At 57.0% G+C, this 15,791-nt stretch carries 12 protein-coding genes and 1 tRNA gene; 9 read left to right on the forward strand and 4 right to left on the reverse strand.

Translation table 11 applies throughout. From position 1 onward, the window contains the following. The first annotated feature begins 20 nt into the window (after positions 1–20). From AC2FH0_RS12580 to AC2FH0_RS12615, 8 genes are all read left to right on the forward strand, one after another. On the forward strand, positions 21–182 hold the full coding sequence (locus AC2FH0_RS12580; protein WP_334223305.1) for a hypothetical protein: 162 nt from the start codon (positions 21–23) through the stop codon (positions 180–182). A 598-nt stretch (positions 183–780) separates the two neighbouring features. Beyond that, positions 781–2,904 (forward strand): 4Fe-4S binding protein, encoded by a 2,124-nt coding sequence (locus tag AC2FH0_RS12585; RefSeq protein WP_496789468.1) that lies wholly within the window; start codon positions 781–783, stop codon positions 2,902–2,904. A 14-nt stretch (positions 2,905–2,918) separates the two neighbouring features. Further along, entirely contained in the window at positions 2,919–4,826 is a 1,908-nt protein-coding gene (gene nosZ, locus AC2FH0_RS12590; protein ID WP_496789463.1) for a TAT-dependent nitrous-oxide reductase, read from the forward strand. 3 nt (positions 4,827–4,829) lie between these two features. After that, positions 4,830–6,086 carry a nitrous oxide reductase family maturation protein NosD gene (locus AC2FH0_RS12595; RefSeq protein ID WP_142635217.1) on the forward strand — a complete coding sequence of 419 codons (1,257 nt, stop codon included), beginning with the start codon at positions 4,830–4,832 and terminating at the stop codon, positions 6,084–6,086. Beyond that, on the forward strand, positions 6,076–6,969 hold the full coding sequence (locus tag AC2FH0_RS12600; RefSeq protein WP_496691881.1) for an ABC transporter ATP-binding protein: 894 nt from the start codon (positions 6,076–6,078) through the stop codon (positions 6,967–6,969). The genes AC2FH0_RS12595 and AC2FH0_RS12600 overlap by 11 nt, the downstream gene beginning before the upstream one ends. Then, a complete protein-coding gene (locus tag AC2FH0_RS12605; protein ID WP_496709254.1) occupies positions 6,966–7,787 on the forward strand; it encodes an ABC transporter permease in 822 nt (273 codons plus the stop codon). Before AC2FH0_RS12600 ends, AC2FH0_RS12605 begins: the two co-directional genes overlap by 4 nt. Beyond that, positions 7,784–8,299 carry a nitrous oxide reductase accessory protein NosL gene (locus tag AC2FH0_RS12610; protein ID WP_142635212.1) on the forward strand — a complete coding sequence of 172 codons (516 nt, stop codon included), beginning with the start codon at positions 7,784–7,786 and terminating at the stop codon, positions 8,297–8,299. The genes AC2FH0_RS12605 and AC2FH0_RS12610 overlap by 4 nt, the downstream gene beginning before the upstream one ends. Continuing rightward, positions 8,296–9,198, forward strand: a complete 903-nt coding sequence (locus AC2FH0_RS12615) for an FAD:protein FMN transferase (RefSeq protein WP_496691883.1) — start codon at positions 8,296–8,298, stop codon at positions 9,196–9,198. Before AC2FH0_RS12610 ends, AC2FH0_RS12615 begins: the two co-directional genes overlap by 4 nt. A 387-nt stretch (positions 9,199–9,585) precedes the next feature. Here the strand turns inward: AC2FH0_RS12615 and AC2FH0_RS12620 are convergent. The 4 genes from AC2FH0_RS12620 to AC2FH0_RS12635 form a co-directional block, all read right to left on the reverse strand. Continuing rightward, a tRNA-Ser gene (locus tag AC2FH0_RS12620) sits at positions 9,586–9,675 on the reverse strand. Positions 9,676–10,627: 952 nt separating this feature from the next. After that, complete coding sequence (locus AC2FH0_RS12625; protein ID WP_496691884.1) at positions 10,628–11,104, reverse strand: P27 family phage terminase small subunit; 477 nt, start codon at positions 11,102–11,104, stop codon at positions 10,628–10,630. Positions 11,105–11,778: 674 nt separating this feature from the next. After that, positions 11,779–12,483, reverse strand: a complete 705-nt coding sequence (locus AC2FH0_RS12630; protein ID WP_282021682.1) for a hypothetical protein — start codon at positions 12,481–12,483, stop codon at positions 11,779–11,781. 585 nt (positions 12,484–13,068) lie between these two features. Then, positions 13,069–13,749: a BRO-N domain-containing protein gene (locus AC2FH0_RS12635; RefSeq protein WP_496709256.1), complete on the reverse strand. Its 681-nt coding sequence runs from the start codon at positions 13,747–13,749 to the stop codon at positions 13,069–13,071. A gap of 1,176 nt (positions 13,750–14,925) precedes the next feature. On the opposite strand from AC2FH0_RS12635, the gene AC2FH0_RS12640 reads away from it, so the two are divergent. Beyond that, positions 14,926–15,791, forward strand: an 866-nt coding sequence (locus AC2FH0_RS12640; RefSeq protein ID WP_496789464.1) for a transposase, incomplete at its 3' end; no start/stop codon positions are given.

Here is a 15,791-nt window from a genome sequence, read left to right on the forward strand (position 1 = left end):
ATCCAGCGTCTGCGCTGACCGTGGCCATAAACCTTTTTCTGGCTGGCCTGATCGCCAACAGCGCCGGATTCGGAGTGATTGAGCCTGTCACCGCCATCCTGTGGTCAATCCCATTGGGTGTACCTGCCTGCTGGTTTGCAGGGCGCTGGGTACGCAGTTTGATGGACGAAGCAGACGGCTAGGTCGGATTCTCCAAAGGCCTAACCGAAGTCAAGTATCTGCTTTCGGGAATCTCTTAGGACTTGGGAAAGATCACCGAGTTGGATTCTCCATGCCCGCCCATAATCCTTTGCACATTTCAGCTGTTTGCGCGTCCCGCGCAGCTTGTGCGGTGGCAGGTATAATCCTTCTGCTTTTGCAGCTGCTTAGCCCGGCGCTGGCGAGTCCCGGGCAAAGCATGTGGGTTGAGATCTGCTCGGAGGGCGGCGCGGTCTGGGTCGAGGTTGATCTTGAAAAAGGCGATGCAGACCCGACCGCACCTTGCCCCAAATGCGCCGATTGCGCGCTGTGCGCCGTGACCGGTGCCGCACCTCTGCCCATGCCGCTGGAAGTGACGCAACGAGGAAGGGTTCAATTCTTATCTTGCCAAAACAACAGGTCCTTCGAGCTAAATGGCTCTGACCGGCTGTGGCCAGAAACCCGGGGTCCTCCCCCTGCACCAGAATTTAAAACCGAACGCGCCCCGCGCGCGTCCATGGCGTCCACCCCAATCATTGGAGGTGCGCCGTGGTCGTAAGTCGCGCAATCCATTTCCTGCTGGCCTTTTTTCTGTCCTGCCTGATGGCGATCAGCGCACATGCCGACAGCCTTGCCAGCTTTTTGCCAGAACTTGAGCCCGCGGACCTGATCCCCGGCGCCGAGGCATTTGGCCCGATCAGAAAAGACATTCCGGTTGCGCCGATCCTGAAAGGGGGCAAAACGATTGCCTGGGCCTTTCTGACCTCGGATTTCGTAGGCACCACAGGCTATTCCGGCAAACCCATTCACGTCGTTGCAGCGATCGACAATGATGCGGTGCTTACTGGCGTTAAGTTGGTCAAGCATTCGGAACCCATCGTACTGATCGGGATTCCGAACGCGCGCATGGTCGAACTGACCGAAGGCTACGCCGGCCTGGACCTTAGGGTTGAGGCTGAAACAGGCGGTGAGGGCCATGACCTCGACATTATCTCGGGCGCGACTGTCACAATCATGGTGATCGACGACAGTCTCGTGCGTGGCGGCATCAAGGTAGCGCGGGCGCTGGGGCTGGGTGGCTTGTCACCGCTGCAGGCCGACGGGCCGAAGCGCGAAGTCGATATGGCACAAGACGCCACTTATGACTGGACAACGCTTTCGGGTGACGGCTCGGTCCGACGCCTGACACTGGATGTCGGTCAGGTCAACGCTGCGTTCGAGGCCACCGGCGACCAGCGCGCCATCAGGCGCCGTGAACGGGGCGCGCCCGACGACACCTTCATCGACATGCATCTGGCGTTGGTTTCGGTCCCGTCGATCGGCAAGTCACTGCTGGGCGAGGCCGAGTATCAAAACCTGACCGAGTGGCTGGGCGAGGGCGAGCAAGCCATCCTGGTGCTGGGTCGTGGCGCCTATAGCTTCAAGGGGTCAGGCTATGTACGTGGCGGGATTTTCGACCGTATTCAGCTGATTCAAGGTGATAATTCGGTACGCTTCTTTGATAAACAGCAAGAGCGTCTGGGCAGAGTTGCGGCCGCCGATGCGCCCAGTTTCACCGAGCTGGATATCTTCAAAATCCCCGCTGAGGCAGAGTTTGATCCGGCCGAACCGTTCCGCCTGCAACTGTTGGTGCAACGCGCCGTCGGTGCGGTTGAAAAGACGTTCCTGACCTTCGATTTGGGCTACAAACTGCCTGAGCAGTACCTGTTGCCAGTCGTAGCCCCCACCGTTGTGGATGACGCCACAGGTGAAGCCGCCGCCAAAGCCGCTCTTTGGAAACGTATCTGGAAGGATCGCACAGTCGAGATTGCCGGTCTGGGCGTCATGCTGCTGATACTGACGGCGACCTTCTTTTTCCAGTTCCATGCCACGATGAACGCGCGGGTCTTTTACTGGTTCCGCATCGGCTATCTGACAATGACCCTGTTCTTCATCGGCTGGTACGCGAATGCCCAGTTGAGCGTGGTGAACCTGATGGCACTGGCGGGCAGTTTGCGCACGGGTTTCTCATGGGATGCCTTCCTACTGGACCCGCTGGTCTTCATCCAGTGGTTCGCCGTCGCCGCCGCGCTGCTGTTCTGGGGTCGTGGGGCCTATTGCGGCTGGCTATGCCCGTTTGGTGCGCTGCAAGAGCTGTCCAACAAGATCGCGCGGGCATTTCGCGTGCCGCAATGGACCCTGCCCTGGGGCCTGAACGAACGCCTCTGGCCTGCGAAATACATGATCTTCCTGTGTCTCTTCGGCCTCAGCTTTGTCTCCATCCCGCTGGCCGAGAAATATGCCGAGATCGAGCCCTTCAAGACCGCGATCATTCTGAAATTCGTGCGCGACTGGCCTTTCGTGGTCTTTGCGCTGCTCCTGCTGGGGATCGGACTGTTCATTGAGCGGTTCTATTGCCGCTATCTTTGCCCGCTGGGCGGAGCGCTGGCGATCCCGGCCCGAATGCGCATGTTCGACTGGCTGCGCCGCTACAAGGACTGCGGCACCCCCTGTCAGACCTGCGCCAACGAATGCCCCGTTCAGGCGATCCACCCAACCGGTGAGATCAATCCGAACGAGTGCGTCACCTGCCTGCATTGTCAGGTGCTCTACCAGTCCGAGGACAAATGTCCCGTCGTTATCCGCCAGCTCAAGCGGCGGGCCAAGACAGGGTCGGTCGATCTCAAGACCCCACTCGGACAACCACCGGCGAACCATCCAAACGCCAAACCGAAAACCGTTTCCTAAAAGGAGGAACGATCATGTCGGAACATGACAACAAACTAACCGTCACACGCCGCGGTATGCTGGGGGCGACCGCCACTGGCGCCGTGCTGGCCGGAACCGGTCTGGGATCAACCCTGATGACCGCAAAACAGGCCAGCGCCGCGGCCAATGCCAATCTCGAACCTGGTGAGTTGGACGAATACTACGGTTTCTGGTCCTCGGGTCAGACCGGTGAGCTGCGCATTATGGGCTTCCCGTCCATGCGCGAGCTGATGCGGGTGCCGGTGTTCAACCGCTGTTCGGCCACCGGTTGGGGTCAGACCAATGAATCGCTGAAGATCATGACCGATGGCCTGCTGCCGGAAACCAAGGAATTCCTCGCCAAGCGCGGCATGAAAACCTACGATAACGGTGACCTGCACCACCCGCATATGTCGTTCACCGACGGCACCTACGATGGCCGTTACCTGTTCATGAACGACAAGGCCAACACGCGCGTTGCTCGCGTACGCTGCGACGTGATGAAATGCGACAAGATCACCGAAATCCCGAACGCCAAGGCGATCCATGGTCTGCGTCCGCAGAAATTCCCGCGCACTGGTTATGTCTTTGCCAATGGCGAAGATGAAACTCCATTGGTCAATGACGGCACTGTGCTGGACGATCCGTCGCAATACGTGAACATCTTCACCGCGCTGGACGGCGACACCATGGAAGTGGCATGGCAGGTGATCGTGTCGGGCAACCTCGACAACACTGACTGCGACTATCAGGGCAAATACGCCTATTCGACCTCGTACAACTCGGAAATGGGGATGAACCTGGCCGAGATGACCGAGAACGAGATGGACCATGTTGTTGTCTTCAACCTCGCGGAAATCGAAGCGGGGATTGAGGCGGGCGACTATCAGGAACTGAAAGGCGTCAAGGTTCTGGACGGCCGTAAGGGTCAAAACAAGAAATACACCCGTTACATCCCGATCCCGAACTCGCCGCACGGCATCAACACCGCGCCCGACGGCAAGCATGTCTGCATCAACGGTAAGCTGTCTCCGACCGTATCGATCATGGACGTCACCAAACTGGACGCCCTGTTCGAAAGCGATGCCGATCCGCGGTCCTGTATCGTGGGTGAACCGCAGCTGGGTCTTGGCCCGCTTCACACTGCTTATGACGGCCAGGGCAACGCGTTCACCACGCTATTCCTGGACAGTCAGATCGTGAAGTGGAACCTCGACAAGGCAATCGAGGCTTACGGCGGCGCCGATGTTGACCCGATCATCTCGAAGGTCGATGTGCATTATCAGCCGGGCCATAACTCGACCACCATGGGTGAAACCAAGGAGGCTGATGGCAAGTGGCTGATTTCGATGAACAAGTTCTCGAAAGACAGGTTCTTGAACACGGGTCCACTTAAGCCTGAGAACGAGCAGCTGATCGATATCTCAACCAACGAGATGAAGGTGGTTCACGACGGACCGACCTTTGCGGAGCCGCATGACTCGATCATGGTGCGCGCTGACATCGTCAACCCGGTCAACGTCTGGGACCGTAACGACATCACCTGGGAGGACGCCCGCAAACAGGCTGAGGCCGATGGCATCGATCTGGAAGAGGGTGCCGAGGAACCGATCCGGGACGGCAACAAGGTGCGGGTCTATATGACCTCGCAGGCCCCAACCTTCAGCCTTGAGAAGTTCACCGTCAAACAGGGTGATGAGGTAACAGTCTATATCACCAACCTGGATGACGTGGACGATGTGACCCACGGCTTCTGTCTGGGCAACTACGGCATCGCGATGGAAGTTGCGCCGATGGCGACCGCTTCGGTCACCTTCACTGCCGACCGTCCGGGCGTGCACTGGTTCTATTGTCAGTGGTTCTGCCACGCGCTGCACATGGAAATGCGCGGCCGGATGCTGGTCGAGCCGCAGGGAGCATAACCCATGCGTTGGCCCCTGCTCATACCGCTCCTGCTCGGCTCGCCCCTTTGGGCGGCGGATTGGGATGTGCCCAACCGGGCGGGGGCCATCAACGAGATACTGGCGCAGGCGGCGGATGGAGACACCCTTCGCCTGAGCCCCGGTGTCTACTCTGAGACATTGGTTCTGGACCGGCCCGTCATTATTGACGGGCAGGGGCAGGCCACCATTGACGGACAAGGCGTCGGCAGCGTCATCACCGTGACCGGACCGGGCGTGACCGTACGCGGTCTGACAGTGATTGGTTCGGGCTCGAGCCATGATGGGATCGACAGTGGCATTCAGCTGGTCAAAACGGCCCATGCGCCGGTGATCGAAGGCAATGTGTTGCTGGGCAATCTCTATGGCATCGACATCCACGGCGCCGAGGACAGCGTCGTGCGCGGCAACCGGATCGAAGGGCGTCAGGACAAGCGGATGAATGACCGCGGCAACGGCGTCTATGTCTGGAACGCACCGGGTGCGCGGGTCGAAGACAATGATATCCGGTACGGGCGCGATGGGATCTTTGTGAACTCGTCCAAGAAGAACACCTTTACTGGAAACCTGTTCCGCGACCTGCGGTTCGCGGTGCACTACATGTATGCCGACGACTCGGTGGTCAGCGATAACGTCTCGATCGGCAATGATCTGGGCTATGCGGTGATGTTCACGACCAATGTCAAAATCACCGGCAATGTGTCGATTGATGATCGCGAACATGGTGTGATGCTGAACTACGCCAACAAGAGCGTGATTTCCGGGAACGTCGTTAAGGGTGCAAAGGAGAAATGCACCTTCCTGTATAACTCGAACAAGAACGAATTCACCGACAACTGGTTCGAGGGTTGCGGCATCGGCATTCACTTCACTGCTGGGTCAGAACGTAACCGTATCGTCGGCAACGCCTTTGTCGGAAACCGGACTCAGGTGAAATACGTTTCGACCAAGTGGGTCGAGTGGTCTGAAGACGGGCGCGGCAATTACTGGTCCGATTTCGCCGCCTATGATGTGGATGGCAACGGCGTCGCTGATGCCCCTTATCGCCCCAATGACTCGATGGACCATGTGCTGTGGACCCAACCCGCAGCCAAGCTGCTGCTCGGCTCCCCTGCCGTGCAGCTGGTGCGCTGGTCGCAATCAGCCTTCCCGGCACTATTGCCGGGGGGTGTGATGGACAGCAATCCATTGATGCGAGCCCCTGAACCCTCAGCTATGAAAAAGGTGCCTCATGACGGATAAGGCCCTGACGATAAACAACGTCTGTAAGGACCGAGGCAAAACCCGCGTTCTTGACGATATCACCCTGTCCCTTGCCCCCGGTCAGCGCGTGGCGCTGCTGGGCCATAACGGCGCGGGCAAGTCGACACTGATCAAATCAATCCTTGGCCTGATCCCGATTGAGGGCGGAGCCATTCGAATCGGAGACGCCACACCCGGCAGCGCACAGGCGCGGCGGGATACGGCGTACTTGCCCGAGGCGGTGTCCTTCCACCCGGCGCTTACGGGCCGGGAACAGCTGACGCTGTTCGCGCAGCTCTCGGGGTCCAAGGCCGATGTACCCGGTTTGCTGGAACGTGTTGGCCTCAGCGACGCGCTGGACCGACGGATCGGGACCTACTCCAAGGGGATGCGGCAACGTCTGGGATTGGCGCAAGTGCTGCTGGGGCAGCCGAAAGTGGCATTGCTGGACGAGCCGACGAGCGGACTGGACCCGATTTCTCGGCAGGATCTGTACGCCATCATCGACGAACTGGCCGCAAAAGGCACCGCCGTCCTGATCGCATCGCATGCCCTGACTGAGGTCGAGGCCCGCACAGACCGGATCGCAATCATGCGCGGGGGTCGGATGGTGGCCGATGACACGTTAAACAACCTTTCGGCACTGGCGGGTCTGCCAATCCGCCTGAAGGTGCGCGCCAGCTCTAACCCTGACGCCTTGGCCGCCAAACTGGGCGGCAGCCGGATCAATGGCGCGTCCGTTGAGTTGCTCTGCACCGTCGACGACAAGATGGAGGCCTTGCGCCGGATCGCCGGATTGGGCGATGCGGTGGCAGATGTGGAAATGACACCGCCCAAGCTGGAAGATCTCTATCGCTACTATGCACAGGAGAAGAGGCCATGATCCGCTTCCTCGCCATCACCCGCACTGAAATGTTGATCCTGCGCCGCAACCGCTGGCTGCTGATGGCGACACTGATCATGGTGTTATTCGCGCTGGCACTTACCTTTGCAGGCAGTGCACCCACAGGCACGCTTGGCGTAGATATGCTGACTGTCTCGGTTGCCTCGATGACGACGCTGTCGGTCTATCTTGCCCCCCTACTGGCACTGATGATTGCCTTTGACGCCATCGCAGGCGATGTGGACCGGGGCAGCTTATCGCTGCTCTTGTCCTATCCCGCCGGGCGCGGAGAAATCCTGTTGGGAAAATTCACCGCCCATTTGTCGGCGCTTGCCTTTGCGATGACCATAGGTTTTGGCACGGCTGGCGCGGTGGCAGCATGGTTCGGTGGCGCCGGTCCAGAAAGCCTGTTGGCTCTGGTCCGTCTTATCCTCACTTCGATCGTGCTGGGCGCCGTGTTTCTGGCATTGGGATACTTGCTGTCCGCCCTGGCAAAGGGGGCCACGGCGGCAGCAGGTCTGTCGGCCGGGCTCTGGCTGGTTTTTGTCGTCCTCTATGATCTGGGCCTGTTGGGGGCCGTCGTCATGGACAAGGGCGGCACCTTCACTCAATCCGTCTTTCCATGGGTGATGGTGGCCAACCCAGCCGACGCTTTCCGTCTGTGGAATATCGCCGCAACCGAGGGCGTCGCGATGGCATCCGGCATGACCGGCGCTGCGCAGGCTCTGCCCGTCTGGGCCGCCCCGTTGTCTTTGCTGATCTGGCCCCTGCTAGGCCTTGCACTTGCCCGGCTCGCGTTCCGAAGGGTCGAGCCATGAAGCGTCTTTTCCTGATTGCTCTACTCGCCCTGACTGCCTGTAAGGAAGAACAGATTGCCGCGCCTGACCCGGTCGATCTGACACCAGACGCACTCAGCTTTTTTTGCCAGATGAATATAGCTGAACATGGCGGTCCAAAAGGACAGATTCACCTCGACGGCTATCCCACACCGCTGTTTTTTGCGCAGGTTCGCGACATGGTTGCCTATCTCAAAAGCCCCGAACGCGAGGCAGCCATTGTTGCAATCTATGTCAGCGATATGGGAACCGCCCCAAGCTGGCATCAACCAGGTCAATCCAACTGGATCAATGCCGAAGGTGCGACTTTCGTCGTCGGGGCCAATGTCGCCGGCGGCATGGGCGCGCGCGAGGTCGTGCCCTTTGCCGACCCGACCGATGCGGACAGCTTCATCATCCTGTACGGAGGGTCCGCTTTGCCCCTGACTGACATACCCGACGCCGAAGTGCTTGGCCCCGTCGATCTGGACTTGAAACTGGAGACACCAGCATGAGCCGTTTGTCCCGACGTCGTTTTCTGATCATGTCTGCGGCATGCGCTGCGCTACCGGCGGTCGCATCTGGCGCACCAGTCGCGCATTGGCGTGGCATCGCGCTGGGGGCCAGAGCCAGCCTTGACCTTGTTGGCCTTTCTGAGGCAGAGGCGGCGCCCCTGCTGACATCAATCGAAGCTGAACTGAACCGGCTGGAAGATATCTTTAGTCTGTACCGATCGCGATCACAGATTTCAGAGCTGAACCGAAGCGGATTGCTGCAGCAACCAGCCCCCGAGCTGTTGAATGTACTGAGCCTGTGTTCGACCCTTCACAGTGCATCAGACGGGGCTTTTGACCCCACAATACAACCCGTCTGGAGGGCGATGGCCGCGCGCGCCAGCGCTTCTGAATTGACTGCCGCCCAAGAAACTGTCGGCTGGCACCGAGTCCGATATGACGCTGATGCTATCCAGCTGCCAGAGCCCGGTGTCTCAGCCTTGACATTGAACGGTATCGCACAAGGCGCAATCACCGATCGCATTGCGGCGCTGTTACGGTCCTTTGGCTTACGCGATGTTCTGGTTAACATGGGAGAAATCGTGGCAATGGGTCAGCGAGGTGACGGGCAAGACTGGCGGGTCGGCCTTGCTGGTCACAATAATCAAGTCCTCAGGAAGATCACTTTGCGAGAACGCTCAGTAGCCACATCATCGGTTGCAGGCACGCTCTTGCCGGGCGACCAGGGCCATATCCTGAACCCATTCGGCCCAAGCCCAAGCAACCACACTGTTTCCGTTTCCGCACCCAATGCAGCCTTAGCTGACGGTCTGTCCACAGCTCTTTGCGCCGTCCCAAAGGAATGGACCGGTAGAATTCTGCAGAGTTTTCCATCGGCCAGTTTGGAGTTGAGCGGGTAATCCGCAGTCTGTTCCAAGGCAGTCAAACCGGCAAATAGGACCTGTCCGCTGAATCAACTTTACCGGTGGTCAACCTTTCGAGCGCCAGCAGCCTCATACCGAACAGTCAACCGAATTCAGAAACACCCCGGTAGTGCCTGCTCTTGCAACACCAACGGTACCGATTTCGGTGGTTTTAGCGGATTTGCCGACAATCCAGGCACCAATGGTCGATCACGAGAGCAAGCTTCGCACCCACCGCGTCCCGCGTGTATTTCGAAGGGCCGGGTCATTGAGTGCTGGAAACGAAACCCCTAACCTTCCGATCACGTTATTTCTTGGCGTATGTGGGGGATAAAGCCTTCAAAACGTGTAAGCCATCACAAAAAACATCATACGAAGATTTGGTGGCGGAGACGAAGGGATTCGAACCCTCGAGACCCTTCCGGGCCTACTCCCTTAGCAGGGGAGCGCCTTCGACCACTCGGCCACGTCTCCGCTGGCCGGTGTATTCGATAAGCGCCAAGAAATACAAGGGTTTTTGAGTAAAAAAGTATAAAAACCTAATGTCACAAAATTCTGTGAAATTCATTGATATTCTGTGACGTTTAGAGCACTTGCACCACACTTTGGTGCAAAACTGGTGCAAGCGTTCCCTACCCGTTCCGCCCGGGGATCACACGAAAAAGACCTTGCGGAGCGTCGCCGCCAGATCCTCCGGAGATCTGGACCCGTGATGTCGCGACGCCCTTCCCTCCTCATCTTCCGCATTGAAAAAGCGCAGCCTTCGAGGACCAACTCCAGCATAGTGATTCCAGGGACACATCCCGATCTTTCGCTTGATCCGAGATGATCTACACCAACATCTGATAACAAAGGGCGCTGCGTGTCAGTTCGATGGGACCACCATCGCTTTGCGCATCAATCCAAGTCTGGTGCTTTATTGCCCCCAAGACTGATTGCGCCTACTGCAGAAATGTAGGTGTGCAATCCTAGCGCTTGCCCGCATCTGCTTGGCGGTCTTGCCCTCCCAGGCGAGATAACCCTCGGTCAGAATAGGGCCGCTAGCTGGGCTGTTGCCGTGACTTGACCGTCCTGGTCATAGCTGCAACGAACGCGACGGCGGTCCCACTTTTCGGGATCCAGATGATCCTCGGAACATTTTCAGCCGAACAGTGCACCTACACAGAACGCCAGAAACGGAAGCAACCTGAACGGCCGCCTCTCAAACGTGCACTGTTTAGAAAGCACATCTTCGGAAAGAACCCGATCGCGTGATGCGCCGCATTCAGATGCCAGACCAGACCTCGCGCTGGTCCCTAATCGAGGTTGCGCGGATGTCGAGCGGCGACGGCGCGGATTTTAGGACCTGCCACCACCTCACCGGCTACCACTTCCTGCGCCCATGCCGTGACCGGATCCTCTTGCGGAGGGATCCGCGTCGCGTCGCTCATGTGAAATAGTTCTCCGCTGCTGGATCCGGGAAGTTAAAGCCCATCTGACCGCCGCCTGTCAGGCTGCGCTCGGTTTGCGGCGTCATGCCGTACTCACCGGCTAAAGTGCGGATCTGACGAAAGGTTTCATTGACCTGGGCAACTTCGGGCTTTGCTTTTTCCTGTATGCCATCCCGGGTTTTTGTGGTGTAGGTTTCACTATCCTCGATAGCGATCAAAAGTTTTTCGTGCCGCGCAACCGCCCGCACGAGCTGGTGAAACATAAAAATATTTGCCTCATTCAACCGATCCCGGGTCGGGTGGCACAAAGGCAGCGCAAGGCGGCGATAGATCTCGCGGTGAGCAGGGTTTAGATCCTCAGGCTCAAGCGAAAGCATCCGCTCGCGCCCGCGCTCATCAAGATTGAATTGGTCAACAACATCCTCCCGCATGGGAACGACAGCGCCGCCCCCTTCGGGCTTACGGCCTTTCATCAAATCACCTCTCAGAGTGGAGAACTCTATTCAATTCCCGTGTGTTACACAGAAAGGCTCTCTCTCCGGTCCCAAGCGTTGAGCCTTTTGTTTTTCACCCTCCCCCCCCCCTGAAAAATTTTCAGGACGGAGGCATAACCTCTATTGGTTGGCCGGGTGCCATGGATCTATAGGCCAGCCATTCGCACCGCGCCGCTCCGAGTAACCTTTAATCTCCTCGATCTGCTTATCCCGATCATGATGATCAGGGCAGAGCGATTGCAGATTGTCAGGATCATAGAACAAGGCTCGTCTCCACGATGGGGGATCTTATGATCCGCAACCAGATTGCGGCGACGCGGGTCCGTCTGAGGGGTGCCATCACCCTTGAGGCTTCCATCATTCGTCCTGTCAAGCATCTGGCAGGTTGCACAAAGCGGCTCGCGCTCTTTCTGCGCCCTTGCGAGACGCAACTAAGAGGCGGTCTTGTAAAGCCGCCGCCATGGCCGAGGATCTTTCGCCGTGTTCCGGCCTCGCAATCGCTGAAACTTTTGGGAAAGTTGGCCGGGCGGATGACCAAGATGAAGGAGCTGAGACAAGAGCCGCCCGGCCGGGTCATTTCGACCATGCCGAATCCGGTACGTGAGAGAGGTCCGATCTGTCAAACTTTTCGCGACAAAGCGGTCCTAACTCGATCAGAGCCGCGCTGAATAGCCGAGCTTGTCGCCGATCCGCTGAAGCATTTGCTCGGCGGATTCGGTGAGTTGGTCCCGGTGCTTTGACTGCACCGACCACCCAAACCGACGCAGGATCTCGGCCATCGAAAGCCCCTCGATCAGGATCGCGTTGAGCAACGCGACGGCGGTGATCGGATCCCGCTCATTGCCGCGACGGGGCAACAGAACAACATGAGGCTTTGATCGGACAAACGACCGGCGCGCAAGATCCCATTTCCATCGGTTCGCAACACCATGCACCAACCGCACAAGGGTCACGTCCTGGACGCGCGACGTCACGCCGCCGTCACTGACAACGCCAGACCCGCCCGAGACCTCGGCCTCGGCGGAGAGCGTCACGCTCTTCAAGCTGCCGATCCGCTCGACCGCGCCGAGATAGGCCATCGCCACCAGATAGCGGCCGTCATTGGGATTGAACCGCGACAGGAAGGCAGGCGCTCGACGCTTGGCCGTTTTCTGCCCCAGCTCAATCATCACCTCCAGCGCTCCCGGCATCCAGTCATTTATCTCGACCAAAGCCACAGGATCAGAGGCGATGCTCGGAGACGGCCGCTCGCCATCACCTTTGCCGACAGCTTGACGCCGCTCGGCCGCAACAGCAATCAGATCAAGATTAAGCGCCGCAACCAAAGAGGCCGGGGTTGAATAGGTTGTATGGTGCATCTCAAATCCCTCATGTCGTTACCGGACAAGAGAATATCACAATATATTGTTATTTCTACAGTGAGATATTCCCCGCTAGGGACTGACTTACTCCCATTCAGGGAACAATCAGGGACTAGAGAGGGACTGACATGAAACGCTAAGTGATTGAAAACAAACAGTCTAGCGCAAGTTAGGGATTACAGGGACCAAGAACCTCACATTACGCGCGAGGGCGGATCGGGCCGCACCCCCTACCCTGTGCAAAAGCAAAAGAAGTTCTGGATTTCAGTCCCTCCGGTCCTTGATATCGCGCAACAGATTGAAACCTTGAGATAATTCTCTCGAAAGTATCGCAAAATAAATCCCTATCTCGGTCCCGAACAGGGATCGAGATAATCCCAACGCTGACTATTTTTTGCAGAGGGGTGCGGGGAGCAGGGGGCGTGGCCTCGGCCCGGCCACGATCAGGCCGCCGCCCCGCTCCCTTGCGAGGCACGTCGGCACCCCTCCCCGGAAATTGCATCATTGGCGCAGATTGACACCGCAATACCCCGTATCTGACCGCTTGTGGTGCCAGAACCGTGCCCCGGTGCCTGGCTCTCGTTAGGTGGCGGACATAGCACGCAAAGCGTTCGAAGCAGTGCGCAGCCCGATGCGTGGAAGATCACGCGCCTCTATATAGGAAAATAGCGCCGCCAATAACTCACGTGACCGCGTAAAATCCCCATGCGATCCTGTGATTTCGCATTTATCTTTCAAAAACAACAATAAAGCGGTGTCGGACATGTCATCGGGACTAGCTTCAGGGTTATGAAGATCTAACAAACTGCTATTGATCCAGAAACTGCGGGCAGCAGCGCGGCCCCAAGTCAATCGGATCTCGCGACAAATCTCAAGCGCCTGATGGAGTGTGTCCGAATGCACAGGTGTATGGCGCAGCGCAGCCGGGCTATATTGGCCCGATTGGCGGATTGCTGGCAGCACCTCTCCCGTGACCCATTTTCGGAAGCGATGCGGCTGAGTGCCTGGGCTCACAGCATCTCGACTTCTCAAGAGCAAACAAAAGAGACCGGATTCGGAAACGGTAGAGACCTCCTGATTTCCGCCAGGGGTGTATGTTGAACATACACCCCTTTCATCTTCATCCAGCCGTCCAATTGCTTGAGCAATATTCTGAATACCCAAAGCTCGACACACGTCCGCCGCAATGAACCACGGCTCTCCATCCCGTTCAACCACCCGAAACAGGCGACCCTCGAAGGCGAAGTTAGCGAGCCCTCTCATGATGGATTTACCTGAAATTCAAGTATTTTGGACTGAACGTCTGGCTGAATTTTCATGATATCCAACCACAAATCGCCAGATCGTTCGTGGGCCTCAGAAAGAGCACGCTCCAATAGGCACGACATTCCTTCGATCATATTAAGTAGGTTAGAAAGAGGAAGATTACCGTCATTCATAGCCAGATGATGTATAGCGCGCGCCTGAGAATGGGCGTTTGAAAGCAATTCGGTTAAAGTCTCTGTTGAATCGATCGGTTTTGTTGTGCAGCACATATGCAATCTGCTAAAGTCAGCATTCCCAACCGACCGCAAAAGGCACAACCCTTGGCGGCCAGACGAACAAAGTTGAGACTACCGCTCGTAGGAAGCGGCCCGCGACAAAGCGGCCCTGAACGCCTGACCATAAAGAAAGCCGCAACAAACGGTGCGGCTTTAGGCACCTACGAGTAAACGGGGTCTCAATCCCGGCGACGTTTCTTTGACGACGCAAAAAAATGTTAGTCCACTGACTTTAGCAAGGCAAGAAATTTTGCTTCGCATCGGCGTTGACCAAAGGAATCTCAAATTTAATTTTTTTTGATTAGGTGCAGCAATATTCCCAAGGTGTCGCCATCTCTCCCAGCCGAAGGTCATTCACGACTTCCCGTATTCACAACGAATGTGATACCCTGCCCAACTTGAGCGCCTTTAACAAAACCAAGTGATCCAGTGAAAAAATATGAACCTAGACTGGACATCGTCCGGCAAAACCTACGCGTTGCATTCGCTTTAAAAAGAACGTCGGCCGCAGAAGTAGGCCAAAAAGCTGGACTCGGCGTCAACACGCTAGGAACGTTTGTAAACGGTGATGGGTCTATCAGCTACACAAACCTATTGCGTGTCTGTGATGTACTCCGGATTCCGATCGGGATCCTGCATGTTTCTGGATCAGTCACTCCTGGCAGGCTGGAACTGCATTGTGCGTTAGATGAATTGACAACTGATCAGCTAACGGAACTGCTGCTCCAAAAGAACCAATCAGAAAATTAGACACTTGAGCACATAGCAACTTCACTAGTCATGACCCCACCAGATACTGTATTATTGCGATGATCATGCCATATTCTGTTGAAAAACTCTGTCTTGATCGAATGCCATCCTGCTGATTCAATTCTCCTATTGAAAGGGAGATTGGATGATGATGGGACCAAGACAGGAAGCTCAGGCCGCACTGTTCTATGAGTTCTCGTTAGAGGACCACGTTCCCCAAGATCACCTGCTGCGGTCGATTGACCGATTTGTTGACCTGGATAGTATCCGCAGTCATTTGGCGGATTTTTACAGCCATACAGGTCGCCCTTCCGTCGATCCCGAGTTGCTGATCCGCATGCTGCTTGTGGGGTATTGCTTTGGCATCCGGTCGGAACGGCGGTTGTGCGAGGAAGTGCACTTGAACCTTGCATATCGTTGGTTTTGTCGCCTCGATCTGACTGATCGAGTGCCGGATCACTCGACCTTTTCCAAGAACCGCCATGGTCGGTTCCGTGAGAGTGAACTCTTGCGGCACGTGTTCGAAACGACAGTGGCACGGTGCATTGCAGAAGGTTTGGTCAGCGGCCAGCGTATGGCGATTGATGCCAGCTTGATTGAGGCGGAGGCGACCAAGCAATATTCAGCATCACAGGAAGAATGGGATGCTGCACGGATCGATGCCAAGACCGCACCGCGTGCTGTTCGGGAATATCTGGAAACTCTGGATGAGGCTGCGTTTGGTGCTGCATCGCCGGTCAAGCCTAAGTTCATTTCATATTCGGACCCAGCTAGCCAATGGACAGCGGCGCACAAGGCGCCAGCATTCTTTGCGTATTCCGATAACTACCTCATCGATACAGATCACAGCGTGATTGTGGATGTCGAAGCGACCAGGTCCATCCGGCAAGCCGAAGTGGGGTCGACAAAGACCATGCTGGACCGGGTTAAAAGGCGGTTCGATCTTCACCCTGAAAGGCTGATTGCAGACACGGCCTACGGATCTGGCCCGATGTTGGGCTGGTTGGTTGATCG

Source organism: Ruegeria sp. CDSC051 (assembly GCF_059610665.1).

Coding starts and splice junctions, on each gene's coding strand:
- AC2FH0_RS12615 (WP_496691883.1), top strand. CDS start 8,296: ATGAGCCGTTTGTCCCGACGTCGTTTTCTGATCATGTCTGCGGCATGC.
- AC2FH0_RS12635 (WP_496709256.1), bottom strand. CDS start 13,749: ATGAGAGGGCTCGCTAACTTCGCCTTCGAGGGTCGCCTGTTTCGGGTG.
- AC2FH0_RS12610 (WP_142635212.1), top strand. CDS start 7,784: ATGAAGCGTCTTTTCCTGATTGCTCTACTCGCCCTGACTGCCTGTAAG.
- AC2FH0_RS12585 (WP_496789468.1), top strand. CDS start 781: ATGGCGATCAGCGCACATGCCGACAGCCTTGCCAGCTTTTTGCCAGAA.
- AC2FH0_RS12630 (WP_282021682.1), bottom strand. CDS start 12,483: ATGCACCATACAACCTATTCAACCCCGGCCTCTTTGGTTGCGGCGCTT.
- AC2FH0_RS12600 (WP_496691881.1), top strand. CDS start 6,076: ATGACGGATAAGGCCCTGACGATAAACAACGTCTGTAAGGACCGAGGC.
- AC2FH0_RS12625 (WP_496691884.1), bottom strand. CDS start 11,104: ATGAAAGGCCGTAAGCCCGAAGGGGGCGGCGCTGTCGTTCCCATGCGG.
- AC2FH0_RS12605 (WP_496709254.1), top strand. CDS start 6,966: ATGATCCGCTTCCTCGCCATCACCCGCACTGAAATGTTGATCCTGCGC.
- nosZ (WP_496789463.1), top strand. CDS start 2,919: ATGTCGGAACATGACAACAAACTAACCGTCACACGCCGCGGTATGCTG.
- AC2FH0_RS12595 (WP_142635217.1), top strand. CDS start 4,830: ATGCGTTGGCCCCTGCTCATACCGCTCCTGCTCGGCTCGCCCCTTTGG.